Below are 25,622 nucleotides of genomic sequence, written 5' to 3'. Positions count from 1 at the left end.
GAACCGTTGAGCACATTAAGGGTGGCCAAATGCTGCCTCAGATGGGAACCTTTTAAAGCACGGAGACGTCCATCCCCTGTTACGACAATTCGTCAGGGGCTGAAAAATCAGCAAGTTAGCCTGACGAGGCTGCGCTCATGGCTCGCTTTCAGACCGCTTTTGCCGGGCTGAAAAAAAGCTGCTTCTCGCGAACACTGACTCCGGCAGCCAGGCATGGCATGCCACACGGAGCAGCGGTCGCCGACTAAAAAAAAGGAGTCCGCCTGTGGCTATCCGCTATGGCAAAGGGCTGATGGGAGGTGCGGTGGTGATCGCGCTCCTGGCCCTGCTGGTCCACTGGATCGGCATCAACACGATCGAACACTACCGCGACGATTTGTTGTTTTACCTGCAAGCTCACCTGATTCTCGTCCTCGCCTCAATGCTGGCCGCCCTGGTCGTGGGCATTCCCGCCGGTATATTCCTGAGCCGCCCGACCATGGTCGGCCGCGCCGAACGCTTCATGCAGATCTTCAACATCGGCAACACCGTGCCGCCGCTGGCCGTGCTCGCGATTGCCCTGGGGATTCTCGGCATCGGCAGCGGCCCGGCGATCTTCGCTTTGTTCCTCGCCTCGCTTTTGCCGATTGTGCGCAACACCTATGAAGGCCTGAAAAACGTCCAGGGCTCACTGAAAGAGGCCGCCGTCGGGATCGGCATGACGCCGCGTCAGGTGCTGTGGAAAGTCGAATTGCCCAACGCCGTGCCGATCATCGTCGGCGGTGTGCGGGTCGCGCTGGCGATCAACGTCGGTACGGCGCCGCTGGCCTTCCTGATCGGCGCCAACAGCCTCGGCAGCCTGATCTTCCCCGGCATCGCCCTGAACAATCAGCCGCAACTGCTGCTCGGCGCCGCGTGCACTGCGCTGCTGGCCCTGCTGCTCGATGGCGTGGTCACCCTCGCCAGCCGCCTCTGGCTGGAACGCGGTTTGCGCCCGTCTTGAGGCTTTGCGAAGGAATATTTATGAAAAGACTTAGTTTGATTCTGGGCTGCGTGCTGCTCTTCGCAGGCATCGCCCAAGCCGCCGACAAACCGGTGATTCGCCTTGGCGCCCGGCTGTTCACCGAGCAGACCCTGCTCGCGGAAATCACCGCGCAATACCTGCGCAGCAAAGGCTACGACGCGCAGATCACCGGTGGCCTGGGCAGTAACCTGGCCCGCAGCGCCCACGAAACCGGGCAACTGGACATGCTCTGGGAATACACCGGTGTGTCGCTGGTGGCCTACAACCATGTCACCGAAAAACTCGACAGCGCACAGTCCTACGCCCGGGTGAAAGAACTCGATGCAAAGAAAGGCCTGGTCTGGCTCACGCCGTCGAAATTCAGCAACACCTACGCCCTCGCCCTGCCGAAAAAAGTGGCCGAGCAATACCCGCAAATCCACACCATCAGCCAGTTGAATGACGTGCTGAAGGCTGAAGCCAAGACCAATCACCTGGTGGCGCTGGACACCGAGTTCGCCAACCGCTCCGACGGCCTGGATGGCATGGTCAAGCTCTACGACATGAACCTGACCCGCAAGAACATCCGGCAGATGGACGCGGGCCTGGTCTACACCGCGCTGCGCAACGGTCAGGTGTTTGCCGGTCTGGTCTACACCACCGACGGTCGCCTCAACGCGTTCGGACTGAAGCTGCTGGAAGACGACAAGCATTACTTCCCGGACTACACCGCCGCGCCAGTCGTGCGTCAGGCCTACCTCGACGCCCACCCGCAACTGGCCGAGCAACTCAAGCCGCTGGCCGAGCTGTTCGACGACGAAACTATGCGCCAGCTCAACGCGCGGGTCGACGTCGATCACGAGAGCCCGTCGAAAGTCGCTGCCGACTTCCTGCGCCAGCACCCACTGAATTAAAGGAGGAAAAGTCATGGAATTTCTGAACGCCTTTTCCCACCTCGACTGGCAGCAGGTGATGCACCTGACCTGGCAGCACATCACCCTGGTCGGCATCGCCGTCAGCCTGGCAATCCTCATCGGCGTGCCGCTGGGCATCCTGATGACACGCTTCCCGAGCCTCGCCGGTCCCTTGCAGGCCAGCGCCACGGTGTTGCTGACCGTGCCGTCGATTGCCCTGTTCGGCCTGCTGCTGCCGTTCTACTCGAAATTCGGCCAGGGCCTCGGCCCGATGCCGGCGATCACCGCCGTGTTCCTTTATTCACTGCTGCCGATCATGCGCAACACCTACCTCGCCCTGACCGGTGTCGAGCCGGGCATCCGCGAAGCCGCACGCGGCATCGGCATGACCTTCGGCCAGCGCCTGCGCATGGTCGAGTTGCCAATCGCAGTGCCGGTGATCCTCGCCGGTGTGCGCACCGCCGTGGTGATGAACATCGGCGTGATGACCATCGCCGCGACCATCGGCGCCGGCGGTCTCGGCGTGCTGATCCTCGCCTCTATCAGCCGCAGCGACATGTCGATGCTCATTGTCGGCGCGCTGCTGGTCAGTCTTCTGGCGATCTTCGCCGACCTCATTTTGCAGTGGCTGCAACGTTCGCTGACTCCAAAAGGACTCCTCAAATGATCGAACTTCAAAACCTCAGCAAGACCTTCCAAAGCAACGGCAAAGATGTGAAAGCCGTGGACTCGGTAAGCCTGACCGTCAATGAAGGCGAAATCTGTGTGTTCCTCGGGCCATCGGGTTGCGGCAAAAGCACCACGCTGAAAATGATCAACCGCCTGATCAAGCCGACCTCGGGCAAGATCCTGATCAACGGCGAAGACACCACCGACCTCGACGAAGTAACCCTGCGCCGCAACATCGGCTACGTGATCCAGCAGATCGGTCTGTTCCCGAACATGACCATCGAAGAGAACATCGTGGTGGTGCCGAAACTGCTCGGCTGGGACAAACAGAAATGCCACGACCGCGCCCGCGAACTGATGAGCATGATCAAGCTTGAGCCCAAGCAGTATCTGCATCGTTACCCGCGTGAACTGTCCGGCGGCCAGCAGCAACGGATCGGCGTGATCCGCGCACTGGCGGCGGATGCACCGCTGTTGCTGATGGACGAACCGTTCGGTGCGGTCGACCCGATCAACCGCGAGATGATCCAGAACGAATTCTTCGAGATGCAGCGGGCGCTGAACAAGACCGTGATCATGGTCAGCCACGACATCGACGAAGCGATCAAGCTCGGTGACAAGATCGCAATCTTCCGCGCCGGCAAACTGTTGCAGATTGACCATCCGGACACCCTGCTCGCCCATCCGGCGGACGACTTTGTCAGCAACTTCGTTGGCCAGGACAGCACCCTCAAACGCCTGCTGCTGGTGAAAGCCGAAGACGCAGCAGACAACGCGCCGTCAGTCAGCCCGGAAACCCCGGTGGCCGATGCGCTGGAGTTGATGGACGAACATGACCGTCGCTATGTCGTCGTCACTGACGCTGAGAACAAGGCACTGGGTTATGTGCGCCGTCGAGACCTGCATCGTCAGACCGGCACCTGTGCGCAGTTCCTGCGCGAATTCAACGCCACGGCGGCATACGACGAGCATTTGCGCATCCTGCTGTCGCGCATGTACGAGTTCAATCGCTCATGGCTGCCGGTAATGGATGCCGAGCGTGTGTTCCTCGGCGAAGTCACCCAGGAGTCGATTGCGGCATACCTGAGTTCGGGTAGATCGCGCGGAATGAAGACCAATATCGTGTCACCGGCCGAAGCGGTGGCCTGATCAAACGCAAAAGGGCTGTTCGACAGCCCTTTTTTTCGACCACCGGAACCTGAAAGTCGTGATTTTTTTGCAAGCGAAGTGCCGACAAGAAATATCAACACGTGAGAAAGCTGACCCTGTCCGCGAATGTCAGCATTAACCAGCAACTTCCCCCTCATTTCCCCTTCTCGCCGCCAACGTCGCCGATGTTGAAGTGAACGCACTTATCTAAGACTTGGCACACATCAGCGTCGAACGTGCAGGTATTTTTAACACCTGAAAATTATTGCGGAACATCTGACCGTCATCTCGGTCGGCTACAAAGAGTGATATCCGCGACGCACGTCAGAAGCGTGCAAAAACGCGACATTTTTAGTTGATCTCAGGCCCCTCACGCCCTAAAGTTCGCGCCGAACGTCCATGCTGGAAACGATCCATCCGGCTCAAGTACTGACGACGAGACAGCAAGGCCAAGGGAAAGAAAGACTACATTTCCCATGGCCTTTTTGCTTTCGGCGACATGCCTTGGGAAGTAGGCGAACCAAAGTGGGGATACGGAGGGCGTTCATTTGCACCCATTGATTTCACGAGTTTGCCCATAGGAGCTCCCAAGTATGTCGATCCAGGTCGAAGACTATTTCGCGCGCGAAACCTTTCAGAAAATGAAGGCGTTCGCCGACAAACAGGAAACCCCGTTCGTGGTGATCGACACCGCGATGATCGCCCAGGCCTACGATGACCTGCGCGCCGGTTTCGAATTCGCCAAGGTCTACTACGCGGTCAAAGCCAACCCGGCCGTCGAGATCATCGACCTGCTCAAAGAGAAAGGTTCGAGCTTCGACATCGCCTCGATCTACGAGCTGGACAAAGTGCTGAGCCGGGGCGTGAGCGCGGACCAGATCAGCTACGGCAACACCATCAAGAAATCCAAGGACATTCGCTACTTCTATGAGAAGGGCGTGCGTCTGTTCGCCACCGACTCGGAAGCCGACCTGCGCAACATCGCCAAGGCCGCACCGGGCGCCAAAGTTTACGTGCGCATCCTGACCGAAGGCTCGACCACGGCCGACTGGCCACTGTCGCGCAAGTTCGGCTGCCAGACCGACATGGCCATGGACCTGCTGATCCTCGCCCGCGATCTGGGCCTGGTGCCGTACGGCATCTCGTTCCACGTCGGTTCGCAACAGCGTGACATCAGCGTCTGGGACGCAGCGATCGCCAAAGTCAAAGTGATCTTCGAACGCCTGAAAGAAGAAGACGGCATCCACCTGAAGCTGATCAACATGGGCGGTGGCTTCCCGGCCAACTACATCACCCGCACCAACAGCCTGGAAACCTACGCCGAAGAAATCATCCGCTTCCTGAAGGAAGACTTCGGTGATGACCTGCCGGAAATCATCCTGGAGCCAGGCCGTTCGCTGATCGCCAACGCCGGCATCCTGGTCAGTGAAGTGGTGCTGGTTGCGCGTAAATCCCGTACCGCCGTCGAGCGTTGGGTTTATACCGATGTGGGCAAGTTCTCCGGCCTGATCGAAACCATGGACGAAGCGATCAAGTTCCCGATCTGGACCGAGAAGAAAGGCGAGATGGAAGAAGTCGTGATCGCCGGCCCGACCTGCGACAGCGCCGACATCATGTACGAAAACTACAAGTACGGCCTGCCGCTGAACCTGGCGATCGGTGATCGCCTGTACTGGCTGTCGACCGGTGCGTACACCACCAGTTACAGCGCGGTAGAGTTCAACGGCTTCCCGCCGCTGAAATCGTTCTACGTGTAAGCGATGCTGGCGTAATGCAAAAAGCCCATGACGTGTCATGGGCTTTTTTACGGCTGCGATTCAGGCACTCTGTAACTCGGTGCAACGGTGAGCGTAGGCCTGCGCAAGCGCCTGGATTCGCGGATCGGTTGCGCTCGCCAGCGTCTGGCTGGCCACGCGCAGGAAATTCAGGTTGCCGCCGGCCAGCGCTTTCTCCAGCCAGGTGAGCGCGTCATCGATCCGCCCCTCATCTGCCAACACCGCTGCATAGCTGAATTGCCCGCGAAAGTCCCCGCCCTCGGCCGAACGTCGATACCAGTCACGAGCCGCTGCGGGATCCGCCGCACACACCTGCCCTTCCTCCAGATAACGCCCGAGCAGGTTCATCGACTTGGCATGCCCGACCTCGGCCGCGCTTTGATACAGCGCGATGGCCTGAAGATGATCGACCGCTACACCGCGCCCGGTCGCCAGAAGATTGGCGAGGTTATACATCGCCCAATCCAACCCGGCATCCGCTGCAACGCGATATTGCTGGGCGGCAACCGCTGCGTCCGCCACGCAACCCCAACCGTGTTCATGACAGCGGCCGAGCATGTTGCGCGCCATCAGATGACCTTGCCCGGCGGCAATCTCAAACCAGCGCAAGGCCAGCGGCTGATCCTGAGCGATCCCGTGGCCATCGAGCAGGATCTGCCCGAGCAGCGCCTGCGCTTCCAGCACGCCCTCACCCGCCGCCAGCAGAATTGCCTGCGCTGCGCGGGCAGGACTCTCTTCGAGCATGGCGGTGAGGCGTTCGCCGTCGAGGACTTCTTCGCGACGTAACCGAAAATCCGCCACTTACACCTCGACCCAGCGACGCAGCAGGTTGTGGTAAGTGCCGGTGAGGCGGATCAGCGAAGGGTGATCGGGCATGTCCTGGGTCAGTTGCTGGATCGCCCCGTCCATCTCGAACAGCAAGGCTCGCTGGCTGTCTTCGCGCACCAGACTTTGGGTCCAGAAGAACGAGGCATAACGCGCGCCGCGAGTGACTGCGTTGACCTTGTGCAGGCTGGTGCCGGGATACAAGACCATGTCGCCGGCGGGAAGCTTCACTCGCTGGGTGCCGAAGGTGTCCTGGATCTCCAGCTCGCCGCCGTCGTAATCCTCTGGCTCGCTGAAGAACAGCGTGGCCGACAGATCAGTGCGTACCCGCTCGATGCTGCCCTTGGGTTGGCGTACCGCGTTGTCGATATGGAAATCGAAACTGCCGCCCGCCGTGTAGCAGTTGAGTAACGGCGGGAATACTTTGTGCGGCAGCGCGGCCGACATGAACAGCGGGTTTTTCCACAGGCGTTCAAGCATCGCGGCGCCGATTTCCTTGGCCAGCGGATGGCCTTCCGGCAGTTGCAGATTGTGCTTGGCCTTGGCCGATTGATAGCCGGCGGTGATCTTGCCATCGGCCCAGTCGGCCTGTTCCAGCGCCTCGCGAATACGCTGCACTTCGTCTTTCGCGAACAGCCCGGGGATGTGCAGCAGCATGGCAATGTCACCTGATGGCAAAGAGGCGGCAATGGTATTGATTCTTATTGACTGTGTAAAACCCGCTAGACGAATGAACTGGTAAAAACCGTAAGGTTAAATTGTAAAGAATGTAAATTTGTCGCGAATAGTAATGTTTCGCAATTGATACGAATACCTGTTTACCCTATATTCCGCCGCCTCAAATCCTTGGGGAGGGGAATAAAAATGGCACGTCAACCAGCACAAGTACCGGTCAGTTCACCACGTCTGCTCGCTTCCGCCATCGGCGTGGCAATCACCGCCGGCTCCGCAGGCCACATGGTGTTCGCCGCCGAAAAAACCGACAGCAAAGCCACCGGCAATGCCATCGCCCTGGACGCCACCGCCATCACCGGCGAAGCCCAGGACTCGACGTCCTACCAGGTCGAGAAAGCCTCCTCGCCCAAGTACACCGCGCCACTGGTTGATACCCCGCGCTCGGTCACCGTTATCCCGCAACAAGTCCTGAAGGACACCGGCGCCCTGAACATGCAGGACGCGCTGCGCACCGTGCCGGGCATCACCTTCGGTGCCGGTGAAGGCGGCAACCCGCAGGGCGACCGTCCGTTCATCCGTGGTTTCGACGCCCAAGGCGACACCTACCTAGACGGCGTGCGCGACACCGGTTCCCAGAGCCGCGAAATCTTCGCCGTGGAAAACATCGAAGTCAGCAAGGGCCCGAACTCCGCCATCGGCGGTCGCGGCGCAGCTGGCGGCAGCATCAACCTGGTGAGCAAGAAAGCGCACCTGGGCAACTCGTTCGACGGTGGCTTCACCTGGGGCTCCGACCAGACCCAACGCTACACGATGGATGGCAACTACCAGTTCAGCGACACCGCTGCCGGCCGTCTGAACCTGATGAGCCACGAGAGCAACGTCGCCGGTCGCGACAAGGTCGACTACGACCGCTGGGGCATCGCGCCGTCCCTGGCCTTCGGCCTGGGCACCGACACCCGCGTCAACCTCGACTACTACCATCTCGAAAGCAACGACACGCCGGATTCGGGCATCCCTTACACGATTCCGGCCGGTGGCTCGGCGGCGCGCACCAAGTCCAACCCGGACAAGCCGTACGCCGGCGGCGATCACAGCAATTTCTACGGTCTGGACCGCGACTTCCGCAAGGGCCGCACCGACACCGCGACCTTCGCCATCGAGCATGACCTGAGCGACTCGCTGACGATCAAGAACACCCTGCGTCACGGCACCAGCATGCAGGATTACATCCTGACCCAGCCCGACGACAGCAAAGGCAACGTGAACAACGGCAGCGTCTGGCGTCGCGCGAACACTCGCGTGAGCAACACCGAGACCACCACCAACCAGACCGACCTGTTCGGCAACTTCTACCTCGCCGGCTTCAAGAACAGCTTCTCCACCGGTGTCGAATACACCCGTGAGGAAAGCAGCAAATCCTCGTACAACGTCAACACCGACACCACGCCGCGCACCTCGGCCGTGACCACCAACTGCAACCCGGGCCTGATCGGTGCTGCCAGCGGCTACAATTGCACCTCGCTGTCGAACCCGAACCCGAACGATCCGTGGAACGGCGCAATCTCGCGCAACTACGCCGGCACCGACACCCAGTCCGATACCTACGCGCTGTATGCGTTCGACACCCTGGAGCTGTCCGAGCAATGGCTGGTGAACATGGGCCTGCGTTACGACCACTTCGAAACCGGCTACAAGACCTACACCGCCGCCGGCAACACCACCTCCAAAGGTTCTGACACCAGCGAGTTCGTCACCGGTCAGCTCGGCATCGTCTACAAGCCGGCAGAGAACGGCAGCATCTACGCGTCCTACGCCACCTCGGCCACTCCGCCGGGCAACACCCTGGGTGAAGGTCAGGAAGGCAACCCGCTGGGCGGCACGCCGGATCGCAACGGCAACCTGCTCAAGAGCGACATGGAGCCGGAAACCACCAAGAACTACGAAATCGGTACCAAGTGGGATCTGCTGAACGATCGCCTGTCGCTGACCGCCGACATCTTCCGCACCGAGAAAGAAAACGCGCGTGTCCAGGTTGATACCACTTCGTACGAAAACGCCGGCAAGACGCGTGTACAAGGTATCGAGTTGTCCGCCAGCGGCAAGATCACCGACAAGTGGCAAGTGTTCGCCGGTTACGCCTACATGGACAGCGAACAGGTTGACGGTGGCGACCTGCCGGCCAACAAGGCCAACAACGGCAACGAGCTGCCTAACACGCCGAAAAACAGCGCCAGCCTGTGGACCACTTACCAGGTCACGCCGAAGCTGACTATCGGTGGCGGTGCGTTCTACGTGGATGACGTGTTCGGCAGCGTGGCCAACACCACCATGGTCGATTCCTACGTTCGCTACGACGCGATGGCGGCGTACAAGCTGAGCAAGAACGTCGACCTGCAACTGAACGTGCAGAACCTGACCAACGAAACCTACTACGACAAGGCCTTCTCGACTCACTTCGCCAACCAGGCGGCGGGCCGTACGGCATTGCTGAGCACCAACTTCCACTTCTGATCGAAGAGGGAAGTACCGGGCCCCGTTCATTCATTTGAGCGGGGCTTTTGTGCGTAATAAAGAACGTTTCTCGATAGGCCACGGCATAATGCACGCCGTGAACACAATTTCCGAACGGACAAGGCAAGCGACGTGTTGAAGAAAACCCTGTTCCAGTTGCACTGGTTTTTTGGCATCACTGCCGGGCTGGTGCTGGCCCTGATGGGCATCACCGGTGCTGCCTATTCGTTTCAGGACGAAATCCTCAAAGCCCTCAACCCTTCCGTGTTGCAGGTCGAGAAGCAGGTCGCTGGCGTCCTGCCGCCCGCCGACCTGGTGGCGCAGATCGAAGCGGCCTCGGGCAAGAAAGTCTCGATGCTCTCGGTCGAGACCGAAAGCGGCAGCGCCGGCCGCGTCTGGTTCACCCCGCCCAAAGGCGAGCGCCGGGGCGAGATGCGCTACTTCGATCCCTACACCGCCGAGTTCAAGGGCGACGCCACCGGCCAGGACTTCTTCGGCCTGATGCTGCGACTGCACCGGTTCCTCGCCATGGGCGATACCGGCCGCAACATCACCGGCGCCTGCACCCTGATGCTGCTGTTCTTCTGCCTGTCTGGCCTGTACCTGCGCTGGCCGCGCCAGTGGAACAGCTGGCGCGTGTGGCTGACCCTCGACTGGAAGAAAAAGGGCCGCAGCTTCAACTGGGATCTGCACTCGGTGTTCGGCACCTGGTGCATGCTGGTTTACCTGCTGCTGGCGCTGACCGGACTGTCCTGGTCCTATGAGTGGTACAACAAGGGCCTGACCAAATTGCTCTCCGATGCGCCGCAAAACGAGCGCGTGCGCGGCGGTCGTGGCCCGGCCCCCGAAGGCCCGGCGCCGACTGCCGATTACGCCGCGATGTGGGTCAGCATCTACAGTTCCGCAGGTCCGGGCCTCGCCTCCTACAACATCCGCATGCCGCCGGTGGCCGGCCAACCGGCGACCGTGTTCTATCTGCTCGACAGCTCGCCCCATGACCGCGCGCTGAACCAGATCACCCTCGACCCGGCCACCGGCGTGGTCAAGCGCGTCGACCGCTACGCCGACAAAAGCTTCAAGGCGCAATTGCTGACCAGCATTTACGCGCTGCATGTCGGCAGCTATTTCGGATTGGTCGGACGGATCATCGTCACAGTCGCGGCGGTGTTGATGCCACTGTTCTTCATCACCGGCTGGTTGCTGTATCTGGATCGCCGCCGCAAGAAAAAGCAGATCAAGGATGCCCGCAAAGGTCTCGACCAACCGGCCGGCGATACACCGGCGTGGCTGATCGGTTTCGCCAGCCAGAGCGGTTTTGCCGAGCAACTGGCGTGGCAGACCGCCGGCCAGTTACAGGCGGCCGGATTGCCGGTGAAGGTGCAGCCGCTGGCGAATGTCAGCGAGCAGGATCTGCGCGAATCGAACAACGCGCTGTTCGTGGTCAGCACCTTCGGCGACGGCGAAGCGCCGGACAGCGCTCGCGGTTTCGAGCGCAAGGTGTTGAAGAACGCCTCGACCCTCGACAGCCTCAACTATGCCGTCCTCGGCCTCGGCGACCGTCAGTATCAGCACTTCTGCGGTTTCGCCCGACGCCTGCATCAATGGCTCGGCGAGCACGGCGGCAAAACCCTGTTCGCCCCGGTGGAAGTCGACAGCGGCGATCCTTACGCCCTGCGTCACTGGCAGACCCAGCTCGGCCTGATCACCGGGCAAGCACCGGTCGACACCTGGCAAGCGCCGAGCTACGAGAACTGGACGCTGGTGCGCCGCGACCTGATGAACCCGGACAGCAGCGGATCCCCCGTCTTCCTGCTCGGCCTGACCGCGCCGACCTCCCGCAGCTGGCTGGCCGGCGATCTGGTGGAAGTACTGCCACGCAACTGCCCGTGGGCGATCGAGCATTTCCTCGACGGCCTCGGCATCCGTGGTGAAACCAGCGTCAAGGTCAACGGCCTGGAAGAGTCGCTGGAGGTCGCCCTCGCCACCCGCCAGCTGCCCGAGCACCGCGCGCATCTGGTGGGCCTGCACGCTCAGGCGCTGGTCGATGCGATGGTGCCGCTGGCGATGCGCGAGTACTCGATCGCCTCGATTGCCGCCGACGGCGTGCTGGAGCTGATCGTGCGTCAGGAACAACACGCCGACGGCAGCCTCGGCATCGGTTCCGGCTGGCTGACCGAGCATGCTCCGGTCGGCGGCAGCATCAGCCTGCGGGTCCGCCGCAACAGCGGTTTCCATCTGCCGAACGCTCCGGTGCCAATGATCCTGCTGGGCAACGGCACTGGCCTCGCCGGGCTGCGCAGCTTGCTCAAGGCGCGGATCGCCGACAATCAGCAGCGTCATTGGCTGCTGTTTGGCGAGCGCAATCGCGAGCACGATTTCCTCTGCCGTGCGGAGCTGGAAGAGTGGTTGATCAATGGCGATCTGGAACGCCTGGATCTGGCGTTCTCGCGGGATCAGTCCGAGAAGATTTACGTGCAGGATCGTCTGCGCGAATCGGCCGGCGAGTTGAAGAAATGGCTGGCGGACGGTGCAGTGATCTACATCTGCGGCAGCCTTCAAGGCATGGCGTCGGGCGTGGATCAGGTGCTCAATGAAGTGCTGGGCGCCGCTGAAGTCGAACGCCTGATCGAACAGGGTCGCTATCGCCGCGACGTTTACTGATTCACCTTGGGTCACTGTGGGAGCAACCTTGCTCCCACAGGTTCAGCGCTGCATTCAGACCGGCTGCAGCTTCTGCTCGAACACCGCAACACCCTCCAGATCCCGCAACACCACGCTCATCTCCCCGCTCTGGCCGTCAATGTTCACCTCACCGAAAAACTGAAACCCGGCAAACGGCGAGGCGTTCTGTACCGCCGGCGCCTTCTCGAACACCACTTGCGGGCCAAAGGTCTTGTCCAGCGGATTGGGTCCGAAACTGCCGGCGCTCAACGGTCCTGCGACAAACTCCCAGAACGGTTCGAAATCCTGGAACGCCGCGCGATTCGGGTGATAGTGATGCGCCGCGCAGTAATGCACGTCCGCCGTCAGGAACACGAAATTGCGCACCTGCTGCGCGCGCAAAAAACCCAGCAGTTCGGCGATTTCCAGCTCACGTCCCTGCGCCGGGCCGGGGTCGCCGTTGGCCACCGCTTCCCAGCGCGCAACACCGGGACTGACCTCGCCATCCGGCACGCCAAGACCGATCGGCATATCAGCGGCGATCACTTTCCACTGGGCTTTAGAGGCCTTCAATCCGCGCTTGAGCCAGTTCAATTGCTCGCGCCCGAGGAACGGTTTTTCCGCCCCGAGATTGTCATCGTTGGCCCCGCGATAACTGCGCATGTCGAGCACGAACACATCGAGCATCGGCCCGTAGCTCAGCTTGCGATAGATGCGCCCGCCGCCATCGGCAGCCTGCAAACGCATCGGCGAATATTCGAGCCAGGCCTGGCGCGCACGGCCGACCAGGGTATGGATATTTTTTTCCTGATAACGTTCGTCGAGCTGTTTGCCCGGCGACCAGTTGTTGACCACTTCATGGTCGTCCCACTGCCAGATCTGCGGCACTTCGGCATTGAAGCGGCGGACGTTTTCGTCCATCAGGTTGTAGCGGTAATTGCCGCGATAATCGTCGAGGGTCTGGGCGACTTTGCTCTTGGCCTCCGTGGTGAGGTTGCGCCAGATCCGGCCACCCTCCGTGGTCAGTTGCGCCGGCACCGGGCCGTCGGCATAGATGGTGTCGCCGCTGTGGATAAAGAAGTCCGGCAGGCGCATGCGCATGGCTTCATAGATGCGCATGCCGCCGATATCGGGGTTGATGCCGAAGCCCTGGCCGACGGTGTCGCCGCTCCACACGAAGCGGATATTGCGCCGCGCGGTCGGTGCACTGCGCAAGTGACCGAGCCACGGTTCGCTGGCGACGCCGGTGCGGGCGTCCTTGAAATACACGCGGTAGAAAATCGCCTGATCGGCGGGTAACCCGGTGAGTTCGACGCGAGCGGTGAAATCGCTGCGCGCATCGGCCAGTGCCGAGACGACCCGGCGCGGATGGCGGAACTGGCTGCGGGTGTCCCACTCCACCACCATCTGCGCGGGGCGGTCGGCGCGGCTCCAGATCATCGCCCGGTCGCCCTGCAAGTCGCCGGATTGCACGCCGTCAGTGAGTTGCGGTCGATCCTTGACCGACGCGATCACGGCCGGCGCCAGCCCCGGCATCAGCAGTCCGGCGCCGACGGCTTGCATCACGCGCCGGCGACCGGGATTGAAATCGCTCATGGTGTTCTCCCTGAAAAAAGGAAAACTTAAGCACTGCTAGATGAAAGGGGTGTGACACCTCACGCCTTCGCGGGCTCCAGCGCCAGCTCCACGGCTTCCGGCCGCTTGACCAGCGCGTACACCACCGCCGTCAGCAGACTGCCCGCGACAATCGCCAGCAGGTACAACAGCGCATGGTTGATCGCGTTCGGAATCGCCAGCACGAACAGCCCACCGTGCGGCGCCATCAGCTTGCAGCCGAAATACATCGACAGCGCACCGGTCAACGCACCGCCGGCAATGCTCGCCGGGATCACCCGCAACGGGTCTTTCGCGGCAAACGGAATCGCCCCTTCGGAGATGAAGCACAACCCGAGCACCAGCGCCGCTTTACCGGCTTCGCGTTCAGTCTGGGCGAACTTGCGCCGGGCGATGAACGTGGCGATGCCGAGACCAATCGGCGGCACCATGCCGGCGGCCATGGTCGCGGCCATCGGTGCGTAACTCTGCGAGGCCAGCAGCCCCACCGAGAATGCATACGCAGCCTTGTTGATCGGCCCGCCGAGGTCGACGCACATCATGCCGCCCAGCAGCACACCGAGCAGAATCGCGTTGGTGGTGCCCATGCTGTCGAGAAAATGCGTCAGCGCCGCGAGCATCCCGGCCACCGGTTTGCCGACCACGTAAATCATCACCAGCCCGGTGAACAGACTGGCGAACAACGGGATGATCAGAATCGGTTTCAGCGCTTCGAGACTTTGCGGGAGCGCCACATACCGACTGATCGCCTTGGCCGCGTAGCCTGCGATAAAACCGGCAACGATCCCGCCAATGAAGCCGGCGCCCAGGGTGCTCGCCAGCAAACCACCGATCATGCCCGGCGCGAGTCCGGGGCGGTCGGCAATCGACCAGGCGATGTAACCGGCCAGCAGCGGCACCATCAACTTGAACGCGGTCTCGCCGCCGATCTGCATCAGCGCCGCCGCCAGCGTGCCTTCTTCCTTGAATGCAGTGATGCCGAACACGAACGACAAGGCGATCATCAGACCACCCGCCACCACCATTGGCAGCATGAACGACACACCGGTCAGCAGGTGTTTGTAGACGCCGCTTTTCTCTTGTTTGGCCGGGGCCTTGCCGTCGCCGGCAGCGCTTTCCACGACACCTTCGGCCAGGGCTTTTTTCAGCGTGGCTTCGGACTGTTTCAACGCAATCCCGGTGCCGCAGCGGTAAATTTTCTTGCCGGCGAAACGCTCGGTCGCGACTTCGATGTCAGCTGCCAGCAGCACCACGTCAGCCTCGGCGATGGCTGCCGCACTCAGCGGATTTCGCGCGCCGACCGAGCCCTGGGTTTCGACTTGCAGGTCGTAGCCCAGACGCTTGGCGGCTTGCTGCAAGGCTTCGGCGGCCATGAAGGTGTGGGCGACGCCGGTCGGGCACGCAGTGACAGCGACCAGACGCGGCGCTTGAGCGCTGGCAACCAAGGGCGGCGTTTCGGCAGCGACGTAAACCTCGGCCTCGACCGCGCCACGCCGCAGTACTTCTTCCACATCCTGCAGGGCTTGCGCCGGTGCAATCCGAAAGACTTTCTTGCCGATGAACCGGGTCATGTCCACCGGTCCCGTGGCCACCAGCAACACCCACTCGGCGGCCTCGATGGTGGCCGCCGACAACTCGCGTTCCGGGTGCGCCGCATCCACCACTTCGACGCTGGTGCTCCAGCCCTGACGCTGGGCCGCGGCATCCAGCAACCGGGCGCACAGCACACTGGTGACCATGCCGTTCGGGCAGGCCGTGACAATGGCTAACTTCATGACAAACCCTCTTATTGTTCTGTCAGGGGGCGCACGCGCACGCCCTGTTCGAGCTGCACCAGTTGCGCAGCATCGTGAATACCGAAACCGATCTGGGTTACCGCCTGCGCCGCAATTGCGGTGGCCGTGCGCAGGGTTTGTTCCAGCGTGTCGGCGCTGAGCAGACCGTGGAGCATGCCGGCCAGCAACGAATCGCCGGCACCGACCGTGCTGGCGACGCTGACTTTCGGCGGCGTCGCGTGCAGCGCCGAGCCGACGCTGAACCAGTTCACACCGTCGGCGCCGTGGGAAATCACCACATGCTCGATGCCTTGGGCGTGCAACCGATTGGCCGCTTCAGCCTGAGACGCGTGGGACACCACTTCACAGCCCAGCGCATCGGCCAGCTCTTCAGTGTTCGGCTTGATCAGCCACGGGCCGGCCTTGAGCGCCGCGCGCAGGGCGTCGCCGCTGGTGTCCAGGGCGACTTTCAGGCCCAACGCCTTCAAGCGTTCGACCAGTTCGCGCAACCACTGCGCAGTGACTCCGCGCGGCAAGCTGCCCGCAACTACAACCGCGTCATGCCCCGGCGCGATCTGCACCAGACGCTCCAGCAACGCCTGTTGCGCCACCACGCCCACAACCGGACCCGGGCCATTGATGTCGGTGATGCGTCCGTCCTGTTCCGCCACCTTGATGTTGCTGCGGGTATCGCCGGGCACCCGGATAAACGCATCGGTGAAGCCACGTTTGGCGAACAGGGTTTCGAAGGCTTGCAGATTGTCTTCGCCGAGAAAGCCGCTGACCGTCAGTTCATGACCGAGGTCGGCCAGCACTTGTGCGACGTTGACGCCCTTTCCGGCGGCGTGGGTGTGCATCTCGTCGCTGCGGTTGACCTGACCGGCCTCCAGACGTGGCAACTGCACCGTAAGGTCCAGCGCCGGGTTGAGGGTCAGGGTGAGAATCTTGGCCATTACATGGCCTCCACTAATGCGCGCACTTCGTTGGCGCTGCCCACGGCCAGGGCTTGTTGAGCAAGGGTTTGAGCCTGGGTCAGGCTGAGTTCGCGGATGCGTGCCTTGACCTCGGCGATGCTGCGCCCGGAGACGCTCAATTCATCCACACCGAGGCCGACCAGCACCGGCACCGCCAGCGGATCCGCCGCCAGCTCGCCGCACACACCGACCCATTTGCCATGGGCATGGGCCGCGCGCACGGTGATGTCGATCAGTTGCAGCACCGCCGGGTGCAGGCCGTCAGCCTGGGCGGACAGGGTCGGATGACCACGGTCAATCGCCAGCGTGTACTGGGTCAGATCGTTGGTGCCGACGCTGAAGAAGTCCACCTCTTTGGCCAGCACCGGCGCCAGCAACGCGGCAGACGGCACCTCGATCATGATCCCCAGTTGCAGGTCGGCAACCGGTATTTCCAGACGCAAGCGTTCGGTCATGTCGCGAGCCTGACGCCACTCTTCGACGCTGCCGACCATCGGGAACATGATCCGCAATGGACGGTTGTCCGCAGAACGCAGCAAGGCGCGCAACTGCGCTTCCATGATCTGCGGACGCTGCAAGGTCAGGCGAATGCCGCGTACGCCAAGGAACGGGTTTTCTTCCTTGGCGATCGGCCAATACGGCAGCGGTTTGTCGCCGCCGACGTCGAGGGTGCGCACCACCAGCGGGCGACCGGCGAGGCCGTCGAGGACGCGGCGGTATTCGGCTTCCTGAGTCGCCTCGTCCGGTGCCTGTGGATGAGCCATGAAAATCAGTTCGGTGCGCAGCAGGCCGATGCCTTCGGCGCCCTGCTCCACCGCGCTGATCACACCGGCGCTCTCACCGATGTTGGCAAACACTTCCACGGCGTGGCCGTCGGTGGTGTGCGCCGGTTGATGACGTTGTTCGGCGGCGGCTTTCAGGTGTTGTTCGCGGGTGTCGCGTTCTTCGCTGGCGCGTTGCAGGGTCGCGGCATCCGCGTCCACATGCAGGCGACCGCGCTGGCCGTCGAGCAGCAGCGGCGTGCCCGGTTTCAGCAGCAATACCGCAGCGCCCGCGCCGACCAGCGCCGGAATCCCAAGCGCGCGAGCCACGATGGCACTGTGCGCGGTGGCGCCGCCACGGGCGGTGAGAATCCCCGCGACCCGCGCCGGATCCAGACGCGCCACGTCGGACGGACCGACCTCGTCCATCACCAGAATGTACGGTTGCTCAGGCTCGGCGGGCGTCTGAACGCCACACAGTTGCGCCAGCACCCGACGACCGATGTCGCGCAGGTCGGCGGCACGTTCAGCGAGCAGCGCGTCCTGCAACGCTTCCTGTTGCTTCGCGGCGGCCTCGATCACGGCCATCCAGGCTGCTTCGGCGCTTTCGCCCTGCTTGAGGCGAGTGTCGACTTCGTCGGTGAGTTCCGGGTCGTCGAGCATTTCCTGGTGGGTGATGAAAATCTCGCGGATTGCCTTGGCCTTGCTGCGTTCGATCAGGCCCTGAATGTCCTGACGCACGTCGGCCAGCGCTTGCTTGAGACGCTCGCGCTCGATGGCAGCGGACTCGCCGCGCAACGGGTAATCGATGGTTTGCTGGACCTGAATGTGCGCCGGGCCGATGGCGATGCCGGGGGCGGCAGGAATCGCTTGCAGCAGGCTGCCGGAGGCCGGGGCGCTCAGGACTTCGGCGATGTCGGCGATGACTTCGCGCTGTTGGCTGACTACGGGTAGTGGTTCGACTTCTTCGCCGAGGCCTTCTTCGATGGCGGCCAGCAACGCCGGTAAGGCGTCAGCGGCGATGCTCGGTTCGGCGATGATTTCCAGCACCTGGCCACGACGAGCGCCAAGGCTCAGCAGTTTGCTCAGGCTTTTCACCGATACGGCGCTGTCCTGACCGTCGACGATGCGCACACGGATTTCGCCGTCAAAACTCTTCGCCAGTTGCGCGAGGATCTTCGCCGGCCGCGCGTGCAGACCATGGGCGTTGGCCAGCGCAATTCGCGCGCTCGGCCAGTCGGCCGGCAACTCGCCGCCGAGCACTTCGAGAACCTTGCGGCTGCTGGTGGCACGGCCCAGTTCATGGCCGCGACCTTCGATCAGCAACGCGCACAACCGCTCGAGCAACGCCTGATGCGCTTCACCGAGGCTGGCCAGACAGAACAGACCGCTGAGCGGCTGACCGAGGTAGCGCATCGGTTTGTCCGGCGTGACGAAGGCCAGGCCCGGACGCTTCACGGTCTGCTCGCTGTGCAGCCACCACAGGCCATCGCCCAGCGGCAGCGCTTCAACTTGCTGCAACACCCCTGCGAAACCGTTGCTCACGCAATCGGCCTGGCGCAGCAGACGCGCACCACGCCAGACCAGTTCTTCAAAATCGTCGGCGGAGACCCCAAGGCCGATCATCTGCGCATCCAGCGCCAGCTCTTGCGGCGCGCCTTGCAGCAGTTTCAGCAGCGCTTCGGGCGAACTCGCGCGGCGCAGGGCCTGACCCAGATCGGTCTCGCCGAGGGCGCGGGTCAGCAGTTGCAGCAGGCGCAGGTGTTCGTCGGATTTGGCGGCGATGCCGATGGCCAGATAAACGATCTGGCCATCGCCCCAGTCCACGCCGTCGGGAAACTGCATCAAGCGCACACCGGTGGCGAACACCTGATCGCGGGTTTCGGACGTGCCGTGGGGGATCGCAATGCCTTGGCCGAGGAAGGTCGAACCCTGAGCCTCCCGGGCCTGCAGGCCGGCGAGGTAGCCGTCGGCGACCAGACCATCGGCGACCAGATGACTGGCCAGCAATTGCAAAGCGGCGGGTTTATCCACAGCCGACTGGCCCATGGATATCTGCTCTACAGTGAGCTCGAGCATGCGATCTCCTTTTTGGCGCGGTGGTGCGCCAGGTATTGTTTTGAATGGTTGCAGCTTAGGCGCTGTGAGCCATCCTTTTCAGGAGGCTGTTTTGGCGGTTTCACGGCAGAACCGGCCAAAGGCGTCTAAAACGTAGAAAATACGCTTGCTGAAACGTTTAATCTAGATTGATCGGCACGTTACTCGATAATGTCCCATCCTTGAAGTCCAACTTGTCGGATGCGCTGAGACAATGGTCGCCTGCCTGAATCGGGTAGGATTGGCGAAAATGTCGCGGCAAGCTCGAAAAAACAAGGAAATCCCGGGTTGAAACTCAGTGATATCGCGCGGTTGGCCGGAGTGTCCGTGACCACCGCCAGCTACGTCATCAACGGCAAGGCCGAACAGCAACGCATCAGCACCGCCACCGTCGAGCGGGTGCGGGCGGTGGTCGATCTGCACGGCTTTACCCCCAATCCACAGGCGGCCGGGCTGCGCAGTCGGCACACCCGGACCCTGGGTTTTATCCTGCCGGATCTGGAAAACCCCAGTTACGCGCGGATCGCCAAACTGCTGGAGCAAGGCGCCCGTGCGCGGGGCTATCAGCTGCTGATCGCCAGCTCCGACGATGCACCGGACAGCGAGCGGCAACTGCTGCAACTGTTCCGCGCCCGACGCTGCGATGCGTTGATCGTCGCCAGTTGTCTGCCGGCCGGTGACGACAGTTATCGCCAATTGCAGGCCAAGGGTCTGCCGATCATTGCCATCGACCGGGTGATGGATGCCGAGCATTTCTGTTCGGTGGTCAGCGATGACCGCGAAGCCAGCCTGCACCTGACCGAAAGCCTGCTCGACCCGCAGCCGAAACAGATCGTGCTGCTGGGCGCCCGCCCGGAACTGAGCATCAGCCAGGAACGTGCGGCCGGGTTCAAGCAAGCCTTGGCCGGTTTCAAGGGCGAAGTGCTGATCGAGCACGCCGAATCCTTCAGCCGCGAGTGCGGCAAACAGTTGATGGAAGAACTCCTGCAACGCCTCGGGCATTTGCCGGATGCGCTGGTGACCACGTCCTACGTACTGTTGCAGGGAGTGTTCGACGCGCTGCATGACTTCCCGTTAAAAAACCGCCCGCTGCGCCTCGGCACATTCGGCGACACCCAGTTGCTCGACTTCCTGCCGCTGCCGGTCAACGCCATGGCCCAGCAGCACCAGTTGATCGCCGACAAGGCGCTGGAACTGGCACTCGCAGCGGTCGAGCAATCGGACTATCAGCCTGGCGTGCAAGCCATTGCCCGTACCTTCAAGCAGCGTATTCACCGGGATTGAGCCGTGGAGCTGATCGACAGCCACACCCATCTGGACTTCCCCGACTTCGACGCCGACCGCGCGGCGCTGCTCACCGAAAGCCGCGCCCTCGGGGTGCGGCGAATGGTCGTGTTGGGTGTCTACGAAGGCAACTGGCAAAGGGTGTGGGATCTGGTGCAAAGCGATAGCGATCTGTACGCGGCCTTCGGATTGCACCCCGTCTATCTCGATCAGCATCGGCCTGAAGACCTGCTTGCTCTAGGTGACTGGCTGACACGGCTAAAAGGTCATCGGCAGCTGTGCGCGGTCGGCGAAATCGGCCTGGATTACTTCATCGAAACCCTCGACCGCGAGCGCCAGCAAGCGCTGTTCGAGGCACAACTGCAACTGGCGGCAGATTTTGAACTGCCGGCATTGATCCATGTACGACGCAGCCATGCGGCGGTGATTGCCACGCTCAAGCGCTTCAAGCTCAAGCGTGCCGGGATCATCCATGCGTTCGCCGGCAGCCGTGAAGAAGCGCGGGAATACATCAAGCTCGGTTTCAAACTGGGTCTTGGCGGTGCGCCAACCTGGCCGCAGGCGTTGCGCATGCACCGGGTGCTGGCCGACTTGCCGCTGGATTCGGTGGTGCTGGAAACCGACTCACCGGACATGGCGCCCGCCATGTACCCCGGCATTCGCAATACGCCAGCGCATCTGCCGGCGATCTGCGACTCACTGGCCACTTTGATGAACATCAGTGCGCAACAGCTCGCTGCCGCCAGTACCGCCAACAGTTGCGAGGTGTTCGGCTGGTAGTCAGTCGGCGTGGGCCTTGGCCGCGTCGAGAATCAGCGTCAGGTGCTGGCGCTGCCGGGCATAACGAATCACCGCGAAGTACACGAAAATCGCGATCAGCGACGCGTTCAACTGCTCGGTAACGCTGAGCAGACCCACCCATTCCATCACCAACGCCACCAGCAACGCGGTGCACACCGTCACCAGCGCACTGGCGCGCATTAGTCCGAGAGAGTCGAGCGAGCGAAAGCGTTTGATCTGCTTCGGGCAGCGCAGCTCCAGGCTTTTCTGGCAGTGCGCACAGGTGAACGCTTCGTGGATCGAAATGGCATTCAGTTGCCAGGGTTTGAGCACCAGGGTGGTCTGGCAGTGGGCGCAGCGGCCCTGGACGCCCAGGGTTGCGACGGACATATGCGATCTCCTCCAAGTGGTCAAAAAACTGAGCTTGGTTCATTGAAGACGAAAAACCAGCTATCGGAGGAAAACAGGATTTTGCTTACAGATGTAAGCCAAAAAGTACTACAAGCCATTCCGAAAAAACCTGCCTCACAAGAGGCAGGTCAATTCAAACCCGGAACGCGCTGATCAATTGCTTCAACTCGACCACCTGCGCCGACAACGCGCGGCTGGCATCTTCGGTCTGATGCGCACCTTCTGCCGTGCGCTCGCCGGCACGGTTGATCTCGACGATATTCTGGTCGATGTCGTGGGCCACGGCGGTCTGCTGCTCGACGGCGGCGGCGATCTGCTGATTCTGGTCGACGATCATGCCGACAGCGCCGAGGATGTTTTCCAGCGCCTGCTGGACTTTCTCCGACTGCCCCACCGTGCCGTTGGCCATCTGATGGCTGACGCCCATGGCCTTCACCGCCGCACCGACGCCACCGTGAAGCTTGGCGATCATCTGCTCGATTTCTTCGGTCGATTGCTGAGTGCGTTTGGCCAGCGTCCGGACTTCGTCAGCGACCACGGCAAAACCGCGCCCCTGTTCGCCAGCCCGCGCAGCCTCGATCGCGGCATTGAGCGCCAGCAGGTTGGTCTGTTCGGCGATGCTCTTGATCACTTCCAGAACGCGGCTGATCGACTGACTGTCGCTGGCCAACTGGTTGATCACCAGCACCGACTGATCGATTTCGCTCGCCAGTGCCGCGATGCTGCCCTGCTGCGATTCCACCAGTCCGCGACCGCTAATGGTTTCGTCGTTCACGCTGTGGGCGCTGCTGACCGCGGCCGCCGCACTGCGTGCCACCTCCAGCGACGTTGCAGACATCTGGTTCATCGCGGTGGCCACTTGCTCGATCTGCGTGCGTTGCCCGGCGACCGCCTGATTGCTTTGCGCCGAGACGTTTTCCACTTGCCCCGCCTGTCGCTCGACCTCGCCAACGGTGTGGCCGACCCGTTCGATCAGGTCGTGGATTTTCCTCACCGTACCGTTGAACACTTCGCCCAACTCGCCGAGTTCATCGCGGCTGTTGGCGCGGAAATTCACTGTCATGTCGCCTGCCGCGACTTTATCCATCATGGCGCCGAGGTTTTTCAGGGTGGCGCGAGTCGAGGCGTAGAACCCGCCGTAGAGATAGAAAATCAACACGAACACCACCGACAACGCCACGGCTTGCAGCACCATGTGCGTACGGTTTTGCCCCAGGCGCTGCTGCAATTGGGTGTCGAGGAATTTCAGGGTGGCGTCGTTGAGCTGATAGGTCTGGTCCATCAGCCCGGTGACCTGGTCATAAAACCCCTGCCATGGAGCGTCGAGGGTTTCGGCCATCACCACTTGTTCTTCGATCAGTGTGCCGGCCTGTTTCAGCGATGCCTTGCTGGCATCGGCCGGTGCGCTCAGGGAATCACGGGCAGCTTTGCTCGAGCCCAGCGCGTCCTGCAATTTCAGGCCATATTCGGCCTGAAGTTTTTCGATCTGCACCAGCAGCTCGTCGAAACGGGTGCTCGACGAACTGTTGAGAAAGCCCTGGCCCAATGAATACGAACCCATCGCCCGACCCTCGCCCAACGCCTGAGTAACAGCCGGCGTGATCGAGGTGATCAGCTCGCTGAGCTGGCGAATGTCGCCCTGATTGTCGCGACTCAATCCGGCCTGACTGGCCACGATCTGGCTGAAAATCTGCGCATTGCCCAGCAGTTTGCCGATCAGCGCACTTTTGCTTTGCAGGGAGTTTTCCGCTTGCTGGGCCTTGAAGGCGGCGATCATTTCATCGCGCTTGGTCTCGAAGAACTTGATCTGCTCCGGATCCTCCGTCATGGGCGTCAGCCCTTGCAGGCGCGCCAGGACGTTTTGCTCAAGGCTGGTGATCTGCGCCTCGACATTGCCGGCCTTGCCGGACTGGCCGAGGGTGACGTTGATCTGCACCAGATTGTTGAGGGTTTCCAGATCCCGGCGCAGGGCCAGGCTGCTGCCCAGCAGATCGAGGCTCTGCAGCTCCACCCGGGTGCCCTGGAATTCACGGTAGGAATCGCGCACCAGATAGAAATTGGTCACCAGCATCGGCACCAGGAACAGCACGCTGATCAGGCTGAACTTCATGCCGAAGCTCAAGCGGTTCATCAGCGAGACGGCGGGATAGAGCAAGCTCTTCACTGGAAGTCTCCCTTGGTTTTTTCTTGTTTTTATTGGCAGGCGCGGGGCGACAGCAGATAGCCACTATCGGGCGCCATCTCTGTATAGCTCAAATCGAAGGGAGGTTTTGTAACTTAAGGTTAACGAGGAGGATTGCCCCCCTCGTCACTTGAACGGCCTACGCCAGCACTGTCCACAGGGCAAAGCCGGCATACCAAAGCACCGCCGCCCGCAACAGCAGTTCCCACAGGCAGTCGAGGGTGTTGATGCCTTCGGGACCGACAGCGGCCGGCGGGATTTCCCCGGCAGCCAGCCCGACCTTGTTGATCAGTTGCGCAGCGCTGATGTTCCAGTTCAGCAGTTCGTGCAGCATCACCCGGCTGACAGCGACGAAGTTGCCGACCAGAGCAAGACTCGCCGCCAGCAGGCGTACCGGCACCCAGTCGAAGGCGTGGCGCAGTTGCCCTGCCCGTTCGGCCACCGCCGGGTTCTGGGCGTTTTCTTCCGCCAGCGCCAGCAAGCGATAGCTCAGCGCCGCGACCGGGCCGAGCAGGAAGTACCAGAAAATCACCGCAAAGAAACTCTGGTAGGCCTGCCACAACAGATGCCGTTGCACTTGCTCCAGCAATTGCTCGCCGCTTTCGGCGCAGATGTTCAGATCACGCTTGGCCACATGGGCGGCGGCCTGCAGATCCTCACGGCGCCAGGCGTCGCGAAACGGCCCTAGTTCGCCGAGCAGATCGCCGCGCCCCAGGCTGTAAATCACCACCAGCAAATGCACCGGTAACGCCAGCAGACCGTAGGCCACCGGGTCCAGCACCACCAGCAGTAATCCCAGCAGCGCCACCGGCAACAACACCAGGACGGTCAGCACCAGCCACGGTTGTTTGACCAGCCCGCCGGTTTCAAGCTTGTGCAGTTCGCGGATCCATCCGCCATCGCCTTGAACCCGTTGGCGCAGGGCCGAGAACTTCTCGATCCATACCGCCAGCAGTAACACCAGAAAACTCATTGTCCTTCCTCTTGTGCCAGGGCGGCGCGGTAGCGTGCCCAGTCGAATGCGGGTCCGGGGTCGGTCTTGCGTCCGGGAGCGATGTCGCTGTGCCCGCAGATGCGCTCGACGGTGATCGCCGGAAACGCCGTCTGTATCTGCCGGGTCAGCACGGTCAACGCCTGATACTGCGCATCGGTGAACGGCAGATCATCGGTACCTTCCAGCTCGATGCCCAGCGAAAAATCGTTACAGGTTTCCCGTCCCTCGAACACCGAAACGCCGGCATGCCAGGCACGCTCAAGACAGGAGACAAACTGGGTGACCTTGCCGTCACGTTCGATCAGAAAATGCGCAGACACGCGCAGGTCGGCGATCCCGGCAAAGTAGGGATGTTCCGTGACATCCAGACGATTCTGGAAAAATTCCTGCACCTTGCCGGTGGCGAACTGCGCCGGTGGCAGGCTGATGTTGTGGATGACCAACAGGGAGACTTCGCCCGCCGGGCGTTCATTGAAGTTGGGCGAAGGGCAGACCTGCACCCCGTGACACCACCCGCTTGCGGGATCCAACTGCATACCGATTCCTTCAACGCCGACTGTGTTGGCGACCAGTATGCCGTGATCGGCCC

Annotated in this window: 19 protein-coding genes; 9 read left to right on the top strand and 10 right to left on the bottom strand. The window is 61.9% G+C overall.

The annotated features are described in order from the left end of the window. Nucleotides 1–292 precede the first annotated feature (292 nt). The 5 genes from L6D82_RS22385 to L6D82_RS22365 all read left to right on the top strand — a co-directional run bounded on the left by L6D82_RS22385 (nt 293) and on the right by L6D82_RS22365 (nt 5,471). Nucleotides 293–982, top strand: coding sequence for an ABC transporter permease (locus L6D82_RS22385; RefSeq protein ID WP_172667905.1), 690 nt, complete (start codon nt 293–295; stop codon nt 980–982). A gap of 20 nt (nt 983–1,002) precedes the next feature. Then, nucleotides 1,003–1,896: a glycine betaine ABC transporter substrate-binding protein gene (locus L6D82_RS22380; RefSeq protein ID WP_236191678.1), complete on the top strand. Its 894-nt coding sequence runs from the start codon at nt 1,003–1,005 to the stop codon at nt 1,894–1,896. Nucleotides 1,897–1,909: 13 nt separating this feature from the next. Then, nucleotides 1,910–2,563 carry an ABC transporter permease gene (locus L6D82_RS22375; RefSeq protein ID WP_007953690.1) on the top strand — a complete coding sequence of 218 codons (654 nt, stop codon included), beginning with the start codon at nt 1,910–1,912 and terminating at the stop codon, nt 2,561–2,563. Next, the gene (locus tag L6D82_RS22370) at nt 2,560–3,714 is read left to right on the top strand and encodes an osmoprotectant ABC transporter ATP-binding protein OsmV (protein WP_039769215.1); all 1,155 of its coding nucleotides are present in this window, start codon (nt 2,560–2,562) and stop codon (nt 3,712–3,714) included. The genes L6D82_RS22375 and L6D82_RS22370 overlap by 4 nt, the downstream gene beginning before the upstream one ends. Nucleotides 3,715–4,307: 593 nt before the next feature. After that, complete coding sequence (locus L6D82_RS22365) at nt 4,308–5,471, top strand: type III PLP-dependent enzyme (protein ID WP_007953693.1); 1,164 nt, start codon at nt 4,308–4,310, stop codon at nt 5,469–5,471. A gap of 60 nt (nt 5,472–5,531) precedes the next feature. On the opposite strand, the gene L6D82_RS22360 is transcribed toward L6D82_RS22365, so the two are convergent. Beyond that, a complete protein-coding gene (locus L6D82_RS22360) occupies nt 5,532–6,290 on the bottom strand; it encodes a tetratricopeptide repeat protein (protein ID WP_236191677.1) in 759 nt (252 codons plus the stop codon). Further along, the gene (locus L6D82_RS22355; protein WP_102717842.1) at nt 6,291–6,971 is read right to left on the bottom strand and encodes a Fe2+-dependent dioxygenase; all 681 of its coding nucleotides are present in this window, start codon (nt 6,969–6,971) and stop codon (nt 6,291–6,293) included. A 207-nt stretch (nt 6,972–7,178) separates the two neighbouring features. Here L6D82_RS22355 and L6D82_RS22350 point away from each other — a divergent pair, with 207 nt between their 5' ends. Continuing rightward, entirely contained in the window at nt 7,179–9,500 is a 2,322-nt protein-coding gene (locus L6D82_RS22350; protein WP_102687357.1) for a TonB-dependent receptor, read from the top strand. 132 nt (nt 9,501–9,632) lie between these two features. Continuing rightward, nucleotides 9,633–12,161, top strand: coding sequence for a PepSY domain-containing protein (locus L6D82_RS22345; RefSeq protein WP_236191676.1), 2,529 nt, complete (start codon nt 9,633–9,635; stop codon nt 12,159–12,161). Between the two features lie 54 nt (nt 12,162–12,215). Here L6D82_RS22345 and L6D82_RS22340 read toward each other — a convergent pair whose 3' ends face one another. From L6D82_RS22340 to ptsP, 4 genes are read right to left on the bottom strand one after another with little or no spacing between them, the layout of a single operon-like run. After that, nucleotides 12,216–13,757, bottom strand: coding sequence for an alkaline phosphatase D family protein (locus L6D82_RS22340; protein ID WP_236191674.1), 1,542 nt, complete (start codon nt 13,755–13,757; stop codon nt 12,216–12,218). A gap of 59 nt (nt 13,758–13,816) precedes the next feature. Continuing rightward, a complete protein-coding gene (locus tag L6D82_RS22335) occupies nt 13,817–15,550 on the bottom strand; it encodes a PTS fructose-like transporter subunit IIB (protein WP_236191671.1) in 1,734 nt (577 codons plus the stop codon). Nucleotides 15,551–15,561: 11 nt separating this feature from the next. Beyond that, the gene (gene pfkB, locus L6D82_RS22330; protein ID WP_236191669.1) at nt 15,562–16,503 is read right to left on the bottom strand and encodes a 1-phosphofructokinase; all 942 of its coding nucleotides are present in this window, start codon (nt 16,501–16,503) and stop codon (nt 15,562–15,564) included. Then, nucleotides 16,503–19,364: a phosphoenolpyruvate--protein phosphotransferase gene (gene ptsP, locus L6D82_RS22325; RefSeq protein ID WP_236191667.1), complete on the bottom strand. Its 2,862-nt coding sequence runs from the start codon at nt 19,362–19,364 to the stop codon at nt 16,503–16,505. Before ptsP ends, pfkB begins: the two co-directional genes overlap by 1 nt. Nucleotides 19,365–19,670: 306 nt before the next feature. On the opposite strand from ptsP, the gene cra reads away from it, so the two are divergent. Both cra and L6D82_RS22315 read left to right on the top strand, forming a co-directional pair. Beyond that, nucleotides 19,671–20,666 (top strand): catabolite repressor/activator, encoded by a 996-nt coding sequence (cra, locus tag L6D82_RS22320; protein WP_074691885.1) that lies wholly within the window; start codon nt 19,671–19,673, stop codon nt 20,664–20,666. Nucleotides 20,667–20,669: 3 nt separating this feature from the next. Beyond that, the gene (locus L6D82_RS22315) at nt 20,670–21,446 is read left to right on the top strand and encodes a TatD family hydrolase (RefSeq protein ID WP_236191666.1); all 777 of its coding nucleotides are present in this window, start codon (nt 20,670–20,672) and stop codon (nt 21,444–21,446) included. Here the strand turns inward: L6D82_RS22315 and L6D82_RS22310 are convergent, their stop codons facing one another. The 4 genes from L6D82_RS22310 to ampD all read right to left on the bottom strand — a co-directional run bounded on the left by L6D82_RS22310 (nt 21,447) and on the right by ampD (nt 25,569). Then, a complete protein-coding gene (locus tag L6D82_RS22310; protein ID WP_007953715.1) occupies nt 21,447–21,836 on the bottom strand; it encodes a hypothetical protein in 390 nt (129 codons plus the stop codon). A 154-nt stretch (nt 21,837–21,990) separates the two neighbouring features. Then, nucleotides 21,991–24,021 carry a methyl-accepting chemotaxis protein gene (locus L6D82_RS22305; protein WP_236191663.1) on the bottom strand — a complete coding sequence of 677 codons (2,031 nt, stop codon included), beginning with the start codon at nt 24,019–24,021 and terminating at the stop codon, nt 21,991–21,993. 157 nt (nt 24,022–24,178) lie between these two features. Further along, nucleotides 24,179–25,012 carry a regulatory signaling modulator protein AmpE gene (gene ampE, locus L6D82_RS22300; RefSeq protein WP_236191661.1) on the bottom strand — a complete coding sequence of 278 codons (834 nt, stop codon included), beginning with the start codon at nt 25,010–25,012 and terminating at the stop codon, nt 24,179–24,181. Next, nucleotides 25,009–25,569, bottom strand: coding sequence for a 1,6-anhydro-N-acetylmuramyl-L-alanine amidase AmpD (gene ampD, locus L6D82_RS22295; protein ID WP_179692673.1), 561 nt, complete (start codon nt 25,567–25,569; stop codon nt 25,009–25,011). Before ampD ends, ampE begins: the two co-directional genes overlap by 4 nt. Between the last annotated feature and the right edge of the window lie 53 nt (nt 25,570–25,622).

It is taken from the genome of Pseudomonas paraglycinae (genome assembly GCF_021601625.1).
Taxonomy (GTDB): domain Bacteria; phylum Pseudomonadota; class Gammaproteobacteria; order Pseudomonadales; family Pseudomonadaceae; genus Aquipseudomonas; species Aquipseudomonas paraglycinae.
Note: the sequence above shows the minus strand (reverse complement) of the source record. Positions and strands in the feature narration are given on the sequence as shown.